This window comes from Metabacillus arenae (assembly GCF_014773385.1).
GTDB classification, from domain to species: Bacteria; Bacillota; Bacilli; order Bacillales; family Bacillaceae; genus Metabacillus_D; species Metabacillus_D arenae.
Window position 1 is genome coordinate 96,970 of sequence record NZ_JACXAI010000004.1, and the last position, 16,119, is coordinate 113,088.

A 16,119-nucleotide genomic window follows, 5' to 3' on the forward strand; every position below is an offset into this window, starting at 1 on the left:
AAAAACGATAGAAAATAAATTAGCAAAGTGGTAAAAAACAGTTTAGGTATGGAAAGAAAAAATGAAGATAGGGACAATAAAAAGTTTGATACGGAAAGTAAGTTTATAGATATAGCCAACAAGCGGTATCCTTTGGCTGATAAATGAACAGTTTAGATAGAAAACAAGCAGTTTTTCCAATAATCGTTTGTTTAATCTTTTATTGGAAAGGGAAATTAATTGTTAATATCACAAAATGAAAACAGTAGGAGTTGATTTTTATATGGCAAAGGTAAACGTACAAAAGAAAAGGAAAAGTAAGCTTGTGAAAGGGATCGTCATTGGAGGAATTGTTGGTGGCGCTATTACGTTATTGGATGCCACCACTAGAAATAAAGTGAAAAATAAAGCTGTTGGTATGAAGGATTCTTCTGTAGAGCTCTATCAGTATGTCCGCGAAAATCCAAGTGAAGTAAAAGACCAAGTGGTTGGGCAGGTAAAAACGGCAACAAAGAAGCTGGAAGAGGCAATAACTGATGCCCAAAGCTTATACGAACGTGTAAACAATAACATTATTAGCAAAGTGAGCGATATCAAACAGATTCCTGCTACTGCAAAAGAAGCAAAAGGAGAACTTAAAGGGATCGGCTCAAAAGTGAAAGACGCTGGTTCAGAGCTCTCAGAATCAGTCGAAGTCCCCGAGCAGAATGAAAACAATCAAAATAAAGTATAGAAGAAGCTAAAAAACTTGCAGAGGCGGATCCTGCAAGTTTTTTTAATTAATGTATTACAGCGAAAGGCTTCATCAAATTGCCCTTTGCCTAAAAGGAATTTAAACCCTTATAGCTTTTGATGAGAAAATTTATTTAATTTTTTTATTTTTGCAATTGACACTTAATTTTATTTGTCTTACAATTTGAATTAAGAAATAAATTGTCAGACAAATAAACAAAAAGACAATTTAAGTCATAAATACCGCTTCAAAAGGAGGGAGTGTTTTGGGGGAAAAAAAAGAAATTGAAGTAAACATTAAATCGGTTAATCGAAAAACACTTTCTAAACAGGTAATTGATGAAATAATTGATTTGCTTATCACTGGCCAGTTAAAGCCAGGGGAACGATTACCTTCAGAGTTTGAACTAATGGAAATCTGTAATGTAAGCAGACCGGTAATCAGAGAGGCATTAACATCCTTGGAAGTGTTGGGTATAGTCAACCGCAAAACTAGAAATGGAACGTTTTTTTCAGATAAAGTTGGCAGCGAACCTTTCTTAATGATGTTGGCGCTTTCAGCAGGCGATCTCCTTTCAATTTGCGAAATCCGAGTCGCACTAGAGCTTGGTTTAGTGACGTTAGCTGCTGAAAAAATTACAGATGAAGATCTCGTTAAATTAAGAAAAACGATTGAACGAATGGAGAGTTTACCAACAGAAGATTCTTCAGAAGAAGATAAAGAATTTCATAAAATTATTGCACTTAGTGCCAAAAATGCTTTGTTTGAAGGTGTCATTAATCCATTGCAGCAGTTCCATCACAAGATCTTAGAAAAAATTCCGTTGGAAGAAAGGGATTTGAAAGAAACGATGCGCCAGCATATTGAAATTTATCATGCACTTGAAAAGCGTGATCCAATAGCCGCATATTCCAGCATGTATTACCACCTGAATTATGTTAGACAGAAAGCTATTAAAAGTCTACAACCAAAACAAAATTTAGAGCAATGACAGAATTTAAGTTCATTTGGGAAGGCAGGTCACATTCATGACAATTTTAAGAAAAACCCCCACTGGTATTTTAGGCTTTCCGACAGCACCTCTGCATAAAAATGGTCAATTAGATGAAAAAGCTTTAGCTGAAAATATTAAGTTTCTAATAGATGAAGGATTAACCTCAATTTTTATTGCATGTGGTTCAGGAGAGTTTCATGCATTAAGTCATAGTGAATATCAAGCTATGGTAGAAGCAGCAGTATCTGTTGCCGGGAAAAAGGTTCCGGTTTACACAGGGGTAGGAGGAAACATCACACAAGCCGTTGAGTTAGTAAAACTATCACAAGATTTAGGCGCGGATGGTTATTTAATTCTTCCACCATACTTAATTGAGGGAGAACAAGAAGGTTTATTCAAGTATTATAAAACAATCATTGAAAATAGTGATTTAAATGCAATTGTCTATCAACGTGATAATGCAATTTTACAATTAGAAACTCTGCAAAAATTATTAAAATATCCGCAGATTGTTGGGCTTAAAGATGGGGTTGGGGATATGGAATTAAACCTTGAACTAACACAAACAATTGGTGACCGGCTTGAATGGCTAAATGGGATGCCATTTGCTGAAATGACAATGCCTGCATATACATCGATAGGATTTAATTCATATTCTTCGGCAATTTCTAATTATATCCCGCATATTTCAAGACAATACTACAAAGCGTTATTGGAAGGTAATGAACAGCTTGTACGCGATATCTATGTTGAGGTACTATTGCCAATTAATCGAATCCGCAAAGCTAGAAAAGGTTATGCGGTATCACTCATTAAAGCAGGAATGGAAATTGTAGGTCTTCCTGTAGGAAATACAGTTCGTCCTCCTGTGATCCCGGTAGAGGCCGAGCACTATAAAGCATTAGAGGCAATCATTATGAAAGCCTTAGAGAAATATCCGGTTGATAATAAAGAGATAAGTCATTAAACAAAGTTCAGTATTTGAGTTGAATGAAAGCGCTTAATATAAAGGCTAGTTTAATAGATTATTAAAGGAGGATCATAATGACTGTAGAAACAACGACAAAAACTTACTTGAATTTTATTAATGGAAAATGGGAAGCCTCTTCTAGTGGTAAAACGGTTGCTAGCAATAATCCTTCTAATCGTGATGATGTTGTTGGGATAATTCAAGTTTCAACAAAGGAAGAACTAGATCAAGCTGTATTCGCAGCTAAACATTCCCAAAAGGCATGGAAAGCACTAACAGGCAGCGAACGCGGGGCTTATTTATATAAAACAGCTGATATTTTAGAAAATAGAATGGATGAAATAGCTGAAACAATGACACGGGAAATGGGTAAAACACTTCCTGAAGCAAAAGGAGAAACTGCTAGAGGAGTTGCGATTCTTCGTTATTATGCAGGGGAGGGAATGAGAAAAGTTGGTGATGTCATTCCATCGACTGACAACAAGGCTCTTATGTTTACAAGTCGAGTTCCTTTAGGAGTTGTAGGTGTGATTTCACCTTGGAATTTTCCTGTTGCGATCCCAATTTGGAAAATGGCGCCTGCCTTAATTTATGGAAATTCTGTTGTCATTAAACCAGCCCAAGAAACTGCGGTTACATGTGCAAAAGTAATTGAATGCTTTGAAAAAGCCGGAATACCTGATGGTGTCTTAAATATGGTAACAGGTTCGGGTTCAGTAATTGGCCAAGGTCTTGTTGAACATCCAGACGTAAATGGGATTACCTTTACAGGGTCTAATGAAGTTGGAAAAATGGTTGGTCAAGGAGCGTTAGCTCGCGGGGCGAAATATCAGCTCGAAATGGGTGGGAAAAACCCTGTCATAGTTGCAGCAGATGCAGATTTGGATATTGCCGTAGAAGGAACAATCAGTGGAGCATTCAGGTCAACTGGTCAGAAATGTACTGCAACAAGCCGTGTCATTATTGCAGGTGAAATCTATGAAAAATTTAAAGAAAAATTATTAGAGAAAGTAAAGGAAATCACAGTTGGCAATGGGATGGAAGATGGAATATGGATGGGACCTTCGGCTAATGAAAGCCAACTAAATACAGCATTGTCATACATAGAAGCGGGAAAACAAGAAGGTGCCACTTTACTCATAGGCGGAAATAGGTTAACTGGAGCTGCTTATGATAAGGGTTATTTTATTGAGCCAACAGTCTTTGAAAATGTTACAACAGACATGAAAATTGCTCAAGAAGAAATCTTTGGACCTGTCCTTGCTTTGATTCAAGTGAATACGTTTGAAGAGGCAATTACGATTGCAAACGACGTAAAGTTTGGCTTAAGTGCATCAATTTACACGAAAGATATTCAAAGTATGCTTTCCTTTATTGAAAATATGGAGGCTGGGTTAATACGCGTTAATGCAGAAAGTGCAGGGGTAGAGCTTCAAGCACCATTTGGAGGGATGAAACAATCGAGCTCACATTCACGTGAACAGGGTGAAGCAGCTAAGGAATTTTTCACCGCTATTAAAACAGTGTTCGTAAAATAAATACGTTAAAAATAATAGATTGAGAAGGTGATCCTATTGATGAAGGTTTCAGTGACCGCAAATTACTTCGATTTATCCGATAAAGACTTAAAGCAAATGAGCCAATTAGGAGTTGATTGCGTAGATTTTGGTAATGGATCCTCCTTTCCTGGAGTAAAGGAACAAGGGTATCCAGACCTTGACGCTTTGCTGAAGCAGAAAAGAAGGATTCGCTCATGGGGCCTGGATATTAATCGTGTAACGTTACCGAATATTACTACTAACTTTATGAATGATGGTATTGGTAGTGAGGTAGAAATTGAAAACGCTGTCAACGCAATCAAGGTCTTTGGGGAAGCTGGGATTAAGATTGTTAGACAAAGATTCGCAGGGGACGTGTTTCCGGGATTAACAACAACATATCAAGCGTATCAACGCGGGGGAGTTATTTCAAGAGGTGAAAGTTTAGGGTTTACGAAAGAAAAGGCCATTACTCCTACTCTAGATGAGAGTTTGAAGTGGAGAGAGAAATTTAAGGAAGTATACAGGCAGTTAGTGCAAACAGCAGAAGATTACGAAGTTAAAATCGGTATGCATCCTTCAGATACTCCAAATCCAGATACTCCTTTTGGGGGACTTGGTTATCATCGAATTATTGATGAATTTCCAAATAAAAATGTAGGTTATATTTATTGCGTTGGAACAAGAGCGGAGGAAGGTGGAAGTTCACTAGTTTTAGATGAGATTAATCATTACGGGCGGAAAGGCAGATTATTTCTAATTCATTTTAGAAATGTTAGAGGAAGCCTTGCAACAACAAAAGCTTTTGAAGAAGCTTTATTGGATGATGGTGATTTGAATATGTTCAAGATACTTTTAGAGCTTAAGAAGGTCGGATATGATGGCTGTATTAACCCTGATCATGTGCCGATTATGGAAGGAGATTTACCTGATACAGATGTAAATTGGTCTAACTCTAATATTGGATGGAGCTCGTCAAGTATTGGATTTGCTTACTCAGTGGGGTATATAAAAGCAATGCTTACAGCTTTACATGAATTTTCAGGATAAAAATGAACTGGATGATTAAAAGATGATAGAAGGTGTTGGAAAGTTTACTTGTTTTCAAAAATACAAGGGGGATTGTAAATGAAAAAACTGATTTCGATCATATTCATGGCAGTATTAGTTTTTGGTGTTATGGATGGATGTTCAAGCACACAAGAAGCTAATTCGAATTCTTCATCAGACAAAAAAGCTAATTTCCCAACTAAACCAATAAGTATTATTGTTGCTTATGATGCAGGCGGAGGAACTGATACAACAGCGAGAACACTTCAACCCTTCCTAGAAGATGAGTTAGGTGTTCCAGTAAATATTATGAATAAACCAGGTGGAAGCGGCTGGGTTGGGTGGACTGAAATTGCCAATTCAAAGCCTGATGGATACACCATCGGATTTCTTAACTCTCCTAATCTTGCAAGTGGTTTAGTAAATCCAACAATGGAAAAACAAATTGATCTAGACAAATTTGAATATATAGGAAATCACGTAACAGATCCAGGTGTTGTTGCGATTCGAGTAGACGATGAACGATTTTCAAATTTTAAAGAATTAGTAGAATATGCAAAGAAAAACGAAGTAACGACAACAGCAACAGGGGTAGCTGGGGATGACCATTTAGTTACATTAAAATTAAACGAAGCACTTGGAACAAAATTTAGAGATATCCAATTTGATGGTACGGCTAAGTCCAGAGCAGCATTCTTAGGCGGACATGTTGATGTATTAATTTCTAGTGTCGGTGAAGCTTACCCAATGCATCAAGAAAAGCAATTGAAAGCAGTAGCAGTGACAGCAGAGGAAAAATCACCTTTCTTGCCTGATGTTCCTACAGTTGCAGAAGCAGGATTTGACCCAGTTATCTCTCAATCAACAAGAGGGTTAGTTGCACCGGTTGGAGTGGACCAAGAAAAAATAGATATTCTCCAAAAAGCCTTAAAAAATGCCGCACAAACTGCTGAACATGAGGAGAAAATGAAAGAGCTTGGAACTCAAGCACATTATGTTAATGGAGAAGAGTATAGGAAGTTATTAGAACAAGATAAAAAAGATATTGAGGGATTAAAAGAATTACTTGGTTGGTAAAAGATTGAATACCCGGTTCTTTTACCGAATGAGTCGGGTATTTTTATAAAATCATTCAGTTTCATGAATAAGTAATCTTGAAGAAAGGAGTTATACTAATGAGAAATTATGGTGTATGGGTAGGAATCTTTATCTTACTATTTTCCATCTTTATGGTTAACTCTTCTCTAAAGTATGAATACTATGGCCAGTACGGACCAGGTCCAGGATTTTTCCCATTGTGGTTAAGCGGATTACTTGGTGTCTTTTCTATCTTGTTTATTCTCGATTCTTTAAGAAAGAATAATAGAATTACATTTTCAGACGTTTTTCCAAAAGGAAAAATTTTGTTAAGTGTATTAAAAGTTGTCTTTTCTATTTTATTATTTATCCTCATTTCTCCTTTTTTAGGATATATAATTTCCAGTATTTTAATTATGCTTATCCTTCTGATACCTGATTTCAAGTGGATTACCTCAATTTCTACAGCAGTTTCAGTAACTATTGTATTGTTTGTTGTTTTCAATATTATATTGGATATTCCATTACCAGCTAATATTTGGGGATGGTAAAGGAGGATATTATGGATACAATTCAGTTGTTAATATCGGGTTTTGAGACCGCTTTATCTTGGCAAAATATATTGTTTTGTTTAATAGGTGTTTCAGTTGGCATGCTTGTAGGTATATTACCTGGATTGGGACCTAGTGCAGGTACAGCTTTACTGATCCCAATGACTTTTGCAATGGATCCGATTTCAGCAATTATCATGTTGTCAGGAATTTTTTATGGTTCAATGTATGGTGGAACCATTACAACTGTTCTTGTTAACGTTCCCGGGGAAGCAGCTTCTGTTATAACAAGTCTCGACGGTTATCCGATGGCTAAAAAAGGACGAGCTGGTGTAGCACTCGGGATTTCAGCAATTGGATCGTTCGTTGGCGGGGTTGTTGCTATTATAGGTGTAGCATTTATAGCACCGCATCTTGTGAAATTTGCCCTTTCTTTTGGACCGCCAGAATATTTTGCGTTAATCCTATTTGGTATGACCATGGTAGTGGGACTTGCGGGTAAATCGATTATTCGCGGCATCATAGCCGTTTTGATTGGTTTAGTTTTAGCGATGTTTGGCATTGCGCCAAGCACTGGTGATATGAGATTTACCTTTGGAACGCCATTTCTGATTGATGGATTTGATTTCGTAACAATCGCAATGGGTCTTTTTGGTCTATCCGAAATCTTATTAGGTCTTGAACAACAGATGAAAAAGCCTGAAAAGCCTCCTTTAGTTAAAGGGTTACTGCCAAGCAGAGAAGAAGTCCGTCCTTCTATCATGGCAATAGGGAGAGGAACTGTTCTGGGATTTTTCTTAGGGCTGATTCCTGGTATAAGCTCGGTTGTTCCGGCTTTGTTATCCTATTCAATGGAGAAAAGGTTAGCGAAGAATCCATCTCGTTTTGGTAAAGGAGCTATTGAGGGCGTTGCAGGTCCTGAAACAGCAAATAACTCATTTACAGCTGGTGCGTTAATCCCTTTATTTTTATTAGGAATTCCTAGTTCAGCTACAATGGCAGTATTACTAGGAGCTTTTGTTTTACATGGCTTACAACCAGGCCCAACGTTATTTGTTAACCATTCTGATTTTGTTTGGGCTGTTATAGCTAGTATGTTTATTGGGAATCTGCTTCTATTATTCATGAATTTGCCAATGGCTAAATTCTGGGCAAAAATAGCAGGGGTCCCATTTAAAATGCTTTTCCCTATCATCATCGCAGTTTCGATTGTTGGAACTTATTCGATCAGTAATAGTCTTTGGGATGTTGGCGGCCTGCTCATCTTTGGTTTATTAGGCTATTTTTTAAAAAAGGCAGAGATTCCCGTTGCCCCAATTGCGCTTGTTTTTATATTAGGAAAAATGATGGAAGAATCATTGCTTCAAACATTGGAATTGTATAAAGGCAATTTTTTAGAAATATTCACACGTCCTATATCTGGAGCCCTGATGATCTTTTCAATTCTAGCAATTGCTCTTAGCATTTTTGCAGGATTAAAAGATAAAAAGAATCATTTTGAGGATGTTGAGGCATGATTAGTAAAGTGAAGTTAATCCAATTGTACGTTGCAAAATAAGTGGAAGATAACCAGGAAGAGATTAGTTCAAAAATAAAAGAGGCTGGTTCAGAGCTCTCAGAATCGGTCGAAGTCCCAGAGCAGAATGAAAACAATCAATATAAAGTATAGATGAACCTAAAAAACTTGCAGAGGCTATTACTGCAAGTTTTTTAAATGATTTCAAATAATAAATTTGGATGAATAAAGCTTTAGCGTTTATACACTGCCACTTGAGAAAAGGATACAGTCTTACTATTAAGATGGGCTAGCGAAATCCACATTCATTCAGGGGAAAGAATCAATACTTCTTCACCTTTAGTTTTCTTTAGATCTGTCACATGATAATTTCCTTCAATCCAATCATTCAACTGGTCATCATACCAGCGGCTCTTAAAGTGGCCGGCTTGTCCTGGACCAACGATGTGGTGGCCTTTTGTCATTTCTCTTGTATCAATAACGAAGCGCCACGATGCCCCGTGGTCAACTGTACCATCTTGAGAATAGCCTGCAGCCTGGACGGTTATTTGGCTTCCGCCTATTGGAGCAGGTTCTTTCGAATTAAAAATCCAATTTAAAAATGGAGAGGAAGAAGATAATGGATGAGCAAATATGAGCCTGTGATAGTCTCCCCATTTCCAACTTTCTGGATTTTGGCCATACTCGTCTGTTAAGCGATTGACCACTTTTTGTAAAGACTTTTGTAGAACGTGATCCAAGCTGCCTTTTTCCGAGATCCATTTGGATTCTTCGCCTGCTAAAGCTTTCCTCAATAAGTCATCGACAATACTTTGTTTTCCTTCAAATAAACTATTTATTTTTTTGGGTATTTGATCAGAAAAAAGGGTGTTGGGAATTTCCTTCATAAGCAAATGGAAAATTAACGGTGCTGCCAAATCCTTGTCATCTTCATAATTCCATTTTATTAATAAGCTGACAGCTTTTTGTTCGGTTTTTGTCAGCTCTAAATTATTGAATCGCTTTAGAAAAGCAGGGAGAAATTCACGTGCATAAAGATTTTTTTGATCCATTTGCAAATTTTTCATATCATTTAACGAAAGCCTCCCTTCGCCTTCCAGTACTTCTTTAATTCTCATATATCGGTATGGCTGGGCCCACTGATGGCTGATATGATAAGGGTATTGACCGTCTACGACCTTATTGTTTGCTGTAGCAATAAACCCTGCTTGCGGATTGATCTGGCTCGGAAGTTCACTGTATGGAATAAATCCCTCCCATCCGTATTCATCTGACCAGCCTGGTACAGGGATCAGGCCGTCTCCTTTTTTTCTTATTGGGATTTTACCGTTTGCTTTAAAGGCAATTGTTCCATCTTCTGAGGCAAAAACAAAATTTTGCGTTGGAACATGGAAGTCTTTTAAAGCTTCCTCAAATTCATTCCAATTAGTTGCTTTATTCATTTCTAAAATAGCTTGAAACTCTAATGACGGAAGGAGAGCTGTCCATTGCATGGATAAAGCGGTCTCCTCCTTTTGATCATGGGCAAACTCAGAGATAATGGGACCATGTCTTGTTTCTAACACCTTATAATCTAAATAGTCTTCATCTTTCACTTTTATTGGTTCATCATGGACGAGAGCAGGCTCCCATTTTCCGTTATACAAAAATTCATGTGGATTATCAGGGTTTCTTTTTTCAATATAGAGGTCTTGAACATCGGGTCCAGTATTTGTAACACCCCATGCAATGTGTTCATTGTGTCCGAGGATAATTCCCGGAACTCCTGCAAAGATTACACCGCTAACATTCTGTTCAGATGTCTGCAGGTGCATTTGATACCAAATTGCCGGCGTTCCAAGCGAAAGATGAGGATCATCTGCAAGTAACGGCTTTCCTGTTTCGCTTTTATTACCGCTGACTGCCCAATTGTTACTGCCATTAAATTCAGGGGGGATAATCGCTGTTGCAAAGTCTTTTTCAATATCCAGTGCTGTATTTTCATATGCAGGAAGGATGGTGGATGCATCTTTTGGGTAGGAAGGAAATAAGTCGAGTGCTTTATCTTTTGGAAATTGTTCTAGAGCCCAATACCTGAATGCTTGTCCCTGCCAATGACCGCCTAAATCAAATGCCATATATTTTCCAATTGTTAAGGAATCAATAGGTGTCCATACTTCAGGTTCATAGCCTAGAAGAGAAAATTCAAGAGGAAGTTTGCCTTTTTCTTTCGCTTCTGATATAAAAGCATTCACTCCATCCGAGAACCATTCTAAAACTTGCTTTGATTCCTCATTATATTCTGTATATGAGGCCGCAGCCGTCCTTCTTAAACCTAAAGTTCGGAAAAATTTATCATTGTCAATTGTTGCCCTGCCGACCACTTCACTTAGTGTACCTGAGGCTTGCCTCCTGCTTAAATCCATTTGAAACAGACGATCTTGGGCTTGAATAAAGCCCTGGGCTATATACAAATCTCGGTCCGATTTTGCAGTGATGTGAGGAACACCATTCTGATCCCGTAATACTTTAACGGGATTTTCAAGTTCTGGAAGATTTGCTTCTCCTGAAAGCTGAGGAAGGCCTTTGTTTATGTAGGCGTTTACAAACGCTGATAAACAAACAATTAATAGGAGCATGCTTCCAACAGTCAACCAAAGCCTTTTTTTCCTGCGAAGTTTGCTACCCTTTTGCTCAATTTTTGTTTCCAATCCTATCACTTCCAATCCAAAAATATTATGTAAGGATAGGAATTAGACTAAAAGTTGAAAAAACCTTTTTGAAACTAAACAAAAAATCCTGCGACCATGCCGCAGGATCAGAAATTATATTAATTCAGTTTTTAATTGAACATCTATATTTCCTCTAGTTGCTTTGGAATAAGGGCAGAATCCATGAGCTTTTTCAACCAGCTCCTCGGCTTCTTGCTTTGATACTCCGTTTACTCCTACATTCAACCCAACCGCTAAACCGAAGCCTCCGTCTGTATCTTTGCCAATTGACACTTCTGCTGTTACGCGTGACTCTATTTTTTTCTTGTCCTTGCTTGCTACTAAATTTAATGCTCCGTCAAAACAAGCGGCATATCCCGCAGCAAAAAGCTGTTCAGGATTTGTTGCACCATCTTCTTCCTTTCCTCCAAGCGATTTTGGTGTAGACAATGTAAGATCTAAAGTTCCATCACTTGAGGATACTTTTCCGTCACGACCGCCTTCTGCTGTTGCTTTTGCAGTATATAGAGCTTTTTCCATCGATAACCTCTCCTTTAATAAAAATGTTTAAAATTATTTTTTGCATTATTAAACGAATAGCCACAATAGCATGAATAGGATATACTAAGTGATAATGTTTATTTGTAAATGAAAGCTTACATAGTGTTCCCAACATAGGGTTTATTTAAATTTTACGGATTAATTTTAACTTTATCGTCCCCTTTTGAGAGAAATAAATGTGGCGAGCCCCCCAGTAATTAGTGGTTTTAGTGTAGTGGAAGATTTAGTTCCGAATTTTTTATCGTCAATGGTAAAAAGAATGGAGCAAATGAACCATGACGGTCAACCATTTTAAAAATAGGAACGGAAATCTTCCAAGAAAAATATTGCTTATACTATTTCATAACCTATTTAAAAAAAGATTAAACTATAAATGCTAAATTTGAAGTAGTTTTTTGAGAAAAAGGAGAAAGCTATGACTGATATGATAAATGAAATGAAACCCTTCTTAGCAGCTGCATGGAAAAAAGCAGGCTTCGAAGCACAAACAGAGGTTCAGCAGAAAGTCCTCCCTTTCATATTAGAAGGAAAGGATGTCATTGCTGAAGCACCAACCGGTACGGGAAAAACACTTGCCTATGTGATTCCGGTTTTAAATCAGATTAATTTTGATTTAAAAGGAATACAAGCTGTTATTTTGGCATCCTCTCATGAGCTTGTCATGCAAATTCATCGGCTTATTCAGGAATGGTCTCTAGAAAGCGATATAACTTCGGCAGCATTTATCGGAGGAGCAAATGTAAAAAGACAAATTGATAAACTCAAAAAACACCCCCAAATTGTAATTGGAACTCCTGGGAGAATACTTGAATTAATCAAACAGAAAAAAATGAAAATGCATCAAGTGAAAACGATCGTCTTAGATGAAGGAGACCAGCTTTTAGTACCTGAGCATATTAAAACAATCGAAGCGATCATTAAATCAACATTGAATGATAGACAGTTATTATTCTTCTCTGCTACTTTGCCAAAACAAGCCGAGGCTACGGTTAAATCTTTTATGAAGCAACCCGAACTCGTTACAGTCACTGAAAGAGAAACCGGTGCAAAAGTAGAGCATGTTTATGTAATTAGTGATATAAGGGATAAAGCAGACGCATTAGCAAAAATCAGCCGATTACCTCAAATAAAAGCAATGGCTTTTATAAATGATATAAGCCAGTTAAAACTATTAGCTCAAAAACTTGAATATAACGGAGCTAAAGTTGCTGAGCTCCATAGTGATTTGAACAAGGATAAACGGAAAAATGATATGAAAAAATTTCGAACCGGTGAGCTTCCTCTTCTCCTTGCAACAGATGTGGCAGCACGAGGTCTTGATATACAAGGGATTACACATGTCGTTCATATTGACTTTTCCGAAGATCCGAAACAATATATCCATCGCTCAGGCCGAACGGGCAGACTAGGTTCAACAGAAGGAACTGTCTTATCTATTGTCACACCCAGGGAAGAGAGAAAATTAAAACAGTTATGCAGGGAATTAAACATTAATTTAAAGAAAAAAGTTTTATATAAAGGTGAATTAATGGAAGGAAATAGAAAATAATATAAACGGGACTAAAGAGAGTGCATGGAATTGAATTTATGCACTTTTTTGATGGCGGGCAATAAATATGGGCACGAGTTTGTATGATATTTGTTAGTATTTGTAAATAGAAAGCTAAATTATACCAAGTTTTAATACCTGGTAATAAAAAACCATTGACCCTTTTGCTCATTAGCTGTTAGGATTAAGTCTGTATGAAAGTTCAAAATTTTTTTGCATATACTGCAGGCTAAAAACGATTAAGCAATAGAGTCTCAGAAGGGAGACAAGATATATGAAGGATCTTCATTCATTTGGGTGGTATGCGGCCCGGATTGCTCCGCATATGCCCAAAAAAGCGTTTAAGCCTGTACCAGGAAGATTATTCGGTGGTCTGGCATATCTATTGATTTGTATCGCTGGTTTATTAACGATTGGTTTATTTCATTTACACCCGCTGTTTTATTTATTGATTGCAATTGTGCTCGGGACAAGCTTTGCTGCAATGGGATTTTTAGGACATGAAATTTTACATGGTACAGTCGTTAGAAAAGCATGGTTACGAGATCTGTTAGGTGCAATCGCCTTTTGGCCATTAACGACCGGTCCAAAATTATGGCGGAAATGGCATAACCTGACCCACCATGTGCATACACAAGATCATGAAAAAGATCCAGATTCATGGCCTACACTTGAAAAGTTATCAAAAAGTAAATTTTTACGATGGGTGTACCGCTTGCCCATATCAGTACGGGCATTTTCAAGCTTTGCTTCCCTTACTGTAACATTTACATTACACTCAGCAAAAATGTTTGTGACATATATTAAAGAATTTAAGCCAAGAAAGCAGCCTGAGGTATGGCTGCAATTTATCTTGCCTTGGGTATCGTGGATCGGCCTTTTGATTTGGATTGGGCCATTAAAATGGTTTTTCGCCTTTTTATTGCCGCTCCTGATTGCCAACTTTATCGTGATGCTTTATATTTCAACGAATCATCGCTTAAATCCGTTAGTGCCAGTCAATGATCCATTGGCGAACAGCTTAACGGTGACCGTGCCGAAATGGGTAGATGTGCTTCACTTTAATTTTTCTTATCACACAGAGCACCATCTTTTTCCTGGTATGAGCTCAAAATACTACCCTTTAGTTAAATTTCACATTAAGAGAATGTGGCCGGAACGCTATCACGAAATGTCAATTTCAAGGGCTGTAGTCGCTCTATGGAAAACTCCGAGAGTATATTATCATCAAAATGAACTAATTGACCCAAGAGAGGGACATGTCTACGGCTCTTTAGGAAATGGCCTGGAACCGAAAGATATTCAATTTAGGAAGATTGAAGCTGACAAACTCATTAGTGAAAAAAGTAAATAAATGAAACCTCCTGTTTGGAGGTTTTTTTAGTTCAGAAACATTTAGTTCTCCGCTTTTTATCCTGCTAATCTAAAACTCTTCGGCTGCCTATGAATCTTTTCCGCCAGTGTTCAGTCAGCTTTTCTACAACAACCTCTCCTCTTTTACGGGAAGTATGAAGCATTAACTGATTCCCTATATACATTCCTACATGTCCAACTTTAGAAATTCCTTTATATTTTGATCGTTTAGGAGTAGTGAAAAATAACAGGTCTCCGCGTTTAATAGATCCGTTGGTAATCCGTTTCCCTGCTGCAAACTGCTGTCTTGAGTTTCTGGGAAGGTTTATTCCGTTTACCCCATAGATGTATTGCATAAAAGAACTGCAATCAAATTGATCAGTTCGGTCTGAAGAAGCATTAAAAACATATGGAGTTCCCATAAATTCCAATCCTGTCATGAGTATTTGATCCCCATTAATAGTGATTACCTTCTCTCTGATGGTATTACTATATAAAATGCTCTGCTGCACATATTTGACTAAACCACAGCCTTGAATCATAACGTTTATAGATAAAAAACGATGGGAAAACAAAGAGGAAGACATAAAAATTAAGAGAGGAGCTTTGATAATGAAAGCTTTGTATTTAAACTGTTCCTTAAAAAAAAGCAGTGAAATCTCTAATACTAGTGCATTAATGGAAAAATCAATGAACCATTTAAAAGAAAATGGAGTGGCTGCAGAAGAAATAAGGATTGCTGATTTTCAAGTAACTCCTGGCATGAAACCTGATATGGGAGGAGGGGATGAGTGGCCATCTATATTTGAAAAAGTAAAAATAGCCGATATTGTAGTGATTGGTACGCCGATTTGGTTAGGGGAAAAAAGCAGTATCGCGAAACTTGTTCTTGAGCGTCTCTATGCAGCAAGCTCCGAAACAAATGAAAAGGGACAATCAATCTACTACAACAAAGTAGGCGGCGCAATTGTGACTGGAAATGAAGATGGGGGAAAAGCAGCCTCTCGTCCGATCCTATACAGCTTGCAGCATATTGGCTTCACAGTCCCTCCAAATGCTGATGTATATTGGGTGGGAGACGCTGGTCCCGGCCCGTCCTATATTGAAGGAGGACAAGATAACGACTTTACGATAGGAAACACGAAAACGATGAGCTACAATTTAATTCACTTTGCAAAACTCCTGAATCAACATCCGATACCTGCTGAAGGGAATTTAATAGAATCATAAAATGAAATCGCCACCTGCAGAGGTTGACTCATCAATTATGAATGGTAAGTGCACAAGAACCAATCGGAACCTGTGGACTTTATCCCCACTTAGTTTCTTTTTTCTCTAAAGATGGTTTTTCTGCATGTTCAGAGTGGGTTAAAGACCAGCTGGCTGTTATCTAATACGGTCAGCCGGTTTTTATGTCTTCTGACTCAACATCCTATCAAGCATATAGTCCCTCCCACCAGATATTTTCTATTCTAAATTACCTGTTTTTTGATTGAAAAGAATATATTTACAATTCTTTAAAGAAATTTTAATAGTAGAGTGATAGGTTGTAAGAGAA

14 protein-coding genes are annotated in these 16,119 nt (G+C 37.5%); 11 read left to right on the plus strand and 3 right to left on the minus strand.

Going from position 1 to position 16,119, the window contains the following annotated elements; genetic code table 11:
• The first annotated feature begins 262 nt into the window (after positions 1-262).
• From IC621_RS04835 to IC621_RS04870, 8 genes are all read left to right on the plus strand, one after another.
• The gene (locus IC621_RS04835; protein ID WP_191156305.1) at positions 263-712 is read left to right on the plus strand and encodes a YtxH domain-containing protein; all 450 of its coding nucleotides are present in this window, start codon (positions 263-265) and stop codon (positions 710-712) included.
• Positions 713-977: 265 nt separating this feature from the next.
• Complete coding sequence (locus IC621_RS04840; RefSeq protein ID WP_191156307.1) at positions 978-1,703, plus strand: FadR/GntR family transcriptional regulator; 726 nt, start codon at positions 978-980, stop codon at positions 1,701-1,703.
• Between the two features lie 37 nt (positions 1,704-1,740).
• Positions 1,741-2,673 (plus strand): 5-dehydro-4-deoxyglucarate dehydratase, encoded by a 933-nt coding sequence (kdgD, locus tag IC621_RS04845; protein ID WP_191156309.1) that lies wholly within the window; start codon positions 1,741-1,743, stop codon positions 2,671-2,673.
• A 77-nt stretch (positions 2,674-2,750) separates the two neighbouring features.
• Positions 2,751-4,214 carry an alpha-ketoglutaric semialdehyde dehydrogenase GucD gene (gene gucD, locus IC621_RS04850; RefSeq protein ID WP_191156311.1) on the plus strand — a complete coding sequence of 488 codons (1,464 nt, stop codon included), beginning with the start codon at positions 2,751-2,753 and terminating at the stop codon, positions 4,212-4,214.
• A gap of 39 nt (positions 4,215-4,253) precedes the next feature.
• Entirely contained in the window at positions 4,254-5,264 is a 1,011-nt protein-coding gene (locus IC621_RS04855) for a mannonate dehydratase (RefSeq protein ID WP_224752321.1), read from the plus strand.
• Positions 5,265-5,342: 78 nt separating this feature from the next.
• Positions 5,343-6,341 carry a tripartite tricarboxylate transporter substrate binding protein gene (locus tag IC621_RS04860; RefSeq protein WP_191156315.1) on the plus strand — a complete coding sequence of 333 codons (999 nt, stop codon included), beginning with the start codon at positions 5,343-5,345 and terminating at the stop codon, positions 6,339-6,341.
• A gap of 98 nt (positions 6,342-6,439) precedes the next feature.
• Positions 6,440-6,892 carry a tripartite tricarboxylate transporter TctB family protein gene (locus IC621_RS04865; RefSeq protein WP_191156317.1) on the plus strand — a complete coding sequence of 151 codons (453 nt, stop codon included), beginning with the start codon at positions 6,440-6,442 and terminating at the stop codon, positions 6,890-6,892.
• Positions 6,893-6,903: 11 nt separating this feature from the next.
• The gene (locus IC621_RS04870) at positions 6,904-8,409 is read left to right on the plus strand and encodes a tripartite tricarboxylate transporter permease (RefSeq protein ID WP_191156319.1); all 1,506 of its coding nucleotides are present in this window, start codon (positions 6,904-6,906) and stop codon (positions 8,407-8,409) included.
• A gap of 304 nt (positions 8,410-8,713) precedes the next feature.
• Here IC621_RS04870 and IC621_RS04875 read toward each other — a convergent pair whose 3' ends face one another.
• Both IC621_RS04875 and IC621_RS04880 read right to left on the minus strand, forming a co-directional pair.
• On the minus strand, positions 8,714-11,098 hold the full coding sequence (locus IC621_RS04875) for a penicillin acylase family protein (RefSeq protein WP_191156321.1): 2,385 nt from the start codon (positions 11,096-11,098) through the stop codon (positions 8,714-8,716).
• Between the two features lie 114 nt (positions 11,099-11,212).
• Positions 11,213-11,638 (minus strand): organic hydroperoxide resistance protein, encoded by a 426-nt coding sequence (locus tag IC621_RS04880; protein ID WP_191156323.1) that lies wholly within the window; start codon positions 11,636-11,638, stop codon positions 11,213-11,215.
• Between the two features lie 436 nt (positions 11,639-12,074).
• Here IC621_RS04880 and IC621_RS04885 point away from each other — a divergent pair, with 436 nt between their 5' ends.
• Entirely contained in the window at positions 12,075-13,208 is a 1,134-nt protein-coding gene (locus tag IC621_RS04885; protein WP_191156325.1) for a DEAD/DEAH box helicase, read from the plus strand.
• Between the two features lie 274 nt (positions 13,209-13,482).
• Positions 13,483-14,562: a fatty acid desaturase family protein gene (locus IC621_RS04890; protein WP_191156328.1), complete on the plus strand. Its 1,080-nt coding sequence runs from the start codon at positions 13,483-13,485 to the stop codon at positions 14,560-14,562.
• 64 nt (positions 14,563-14,626) lie between these two features.
• Here IC621_RS04890 and IC621_RS04895 read toward each other — a convergent pair whose 3' ends face one another.
• Positions 14,627-15,001 carry a C40 family peptidase gene (locus IC621_RS04895; RefSeq protein ID WP_191156330.1) on the minus strand — a complete coding sequence of 125 codons (375 nt, stop codon included), beginning with the start codon at positions 14,999-15,001 and terminating at the stop codon, positions 14,627-14,629.
• 172 nt (positions 15,002-15,173) lie between these two features.
• Here IC621_RS04895 and IC621_RS04900 point away from each other — a divergent pair, with 172 nt between their 5' ends.
• A complete protein-coding gene (locus tag IC621_RS04900) occupies positions 15,174-15,791 on the plus strand; it encodes a flavodoxin family protein (RefSeq protein ID WP_191156332.1) in 618 nt (205 codons plus the stop codon).
• Positions 15,792-16,119 lie beyond the last annotated feature (328 nt).

Excerpts from the sequence above, each read along its gene's own strand:
- IC621_RS04835 (WP_191156305.1), top strand. The coding sequence starts at position 263 with ATGGCAAAGGTAAACGTACAAAAGAAAAGGAAAAGTAAGCTTGTGAAA.
- kdgD (WP_191156309.1), top strand. The coding sequence starts at position 1,741 with ATGACAATTTTAAGAAAAACCCCCACTGGTATTTTAGGCTTTCCGACA.
- gucD (WP_191156311.1), top strand. The coding sequence starts at position 2,751 with ATGACTGTAGAAACAACGACAAAAACTTACTTGAATTTTATTAATGGA.
- IC621_RS04855 (WP_224752321.1), top strand. The coding sequence starts at position 4,254 with ATGAAGGTTTCAGTGACCGCAAATTACTTCGATTTATCCGATAAAGAC.
- IC621_RS04860 (WP_191156315.1), top strand. The coding sequence starts at position 5,343 with ATGAAAAAACTGATTTCGATCATATTCATGGCAGTATTAGTTTTTGGT.
- IC621_RS04865 (WP_191156317.1), top strand. The coding sequence starts at position 6,440 with ATGAGAAATTATGGTGTATGGGTAGGAATCTTTATCTTACTATTTTCC.
- IC621_RS04870 (WP_191156319.1), top strand. The coding sequence starts at position 6,904 with ATGGATACAATTCAGTTGTTAATATCGGGTTTTGAGACCGCTTTATCT.
- IC621_RS04880 (WP_191156323.1), bottom strand. The coding sequence starts at position 11,638 with ATGGAAAAAGCTCTATATACTGCAAAAGCAACAGCAGAAGGCGGTCGT.
- IC621_RS04885 (WP_191156325.1), top strand. The coding sequence starts at position 12,075 with ATGACTGATATGATAAATGAAATGAAACCCTTCTTAGCAGCTGCATGG.
- IC621_RS04890 (WP_191156328.1), top strand. The coding sequence starts at position 13,483 with ATGAAGGATCTTCATTCATTTGGGTGGTATGCGGCCCGGATTGCTCCG.
- IC621_RS04895 (WP_191156330.1), bottom strand. The coding sequence starts at position 15,001 with ATGACAGGATTGGAATTTATGGGAACTCCATATGTTTTTAATGCTTCT.
- IC621_RS04900 (WP_191156332.1), top strand. The coding sequence starts at position 15,174 with ATGAAAGCTTTGTATTTAAACTGTTCCTTAAAAAAAAGCAGTGAAATC.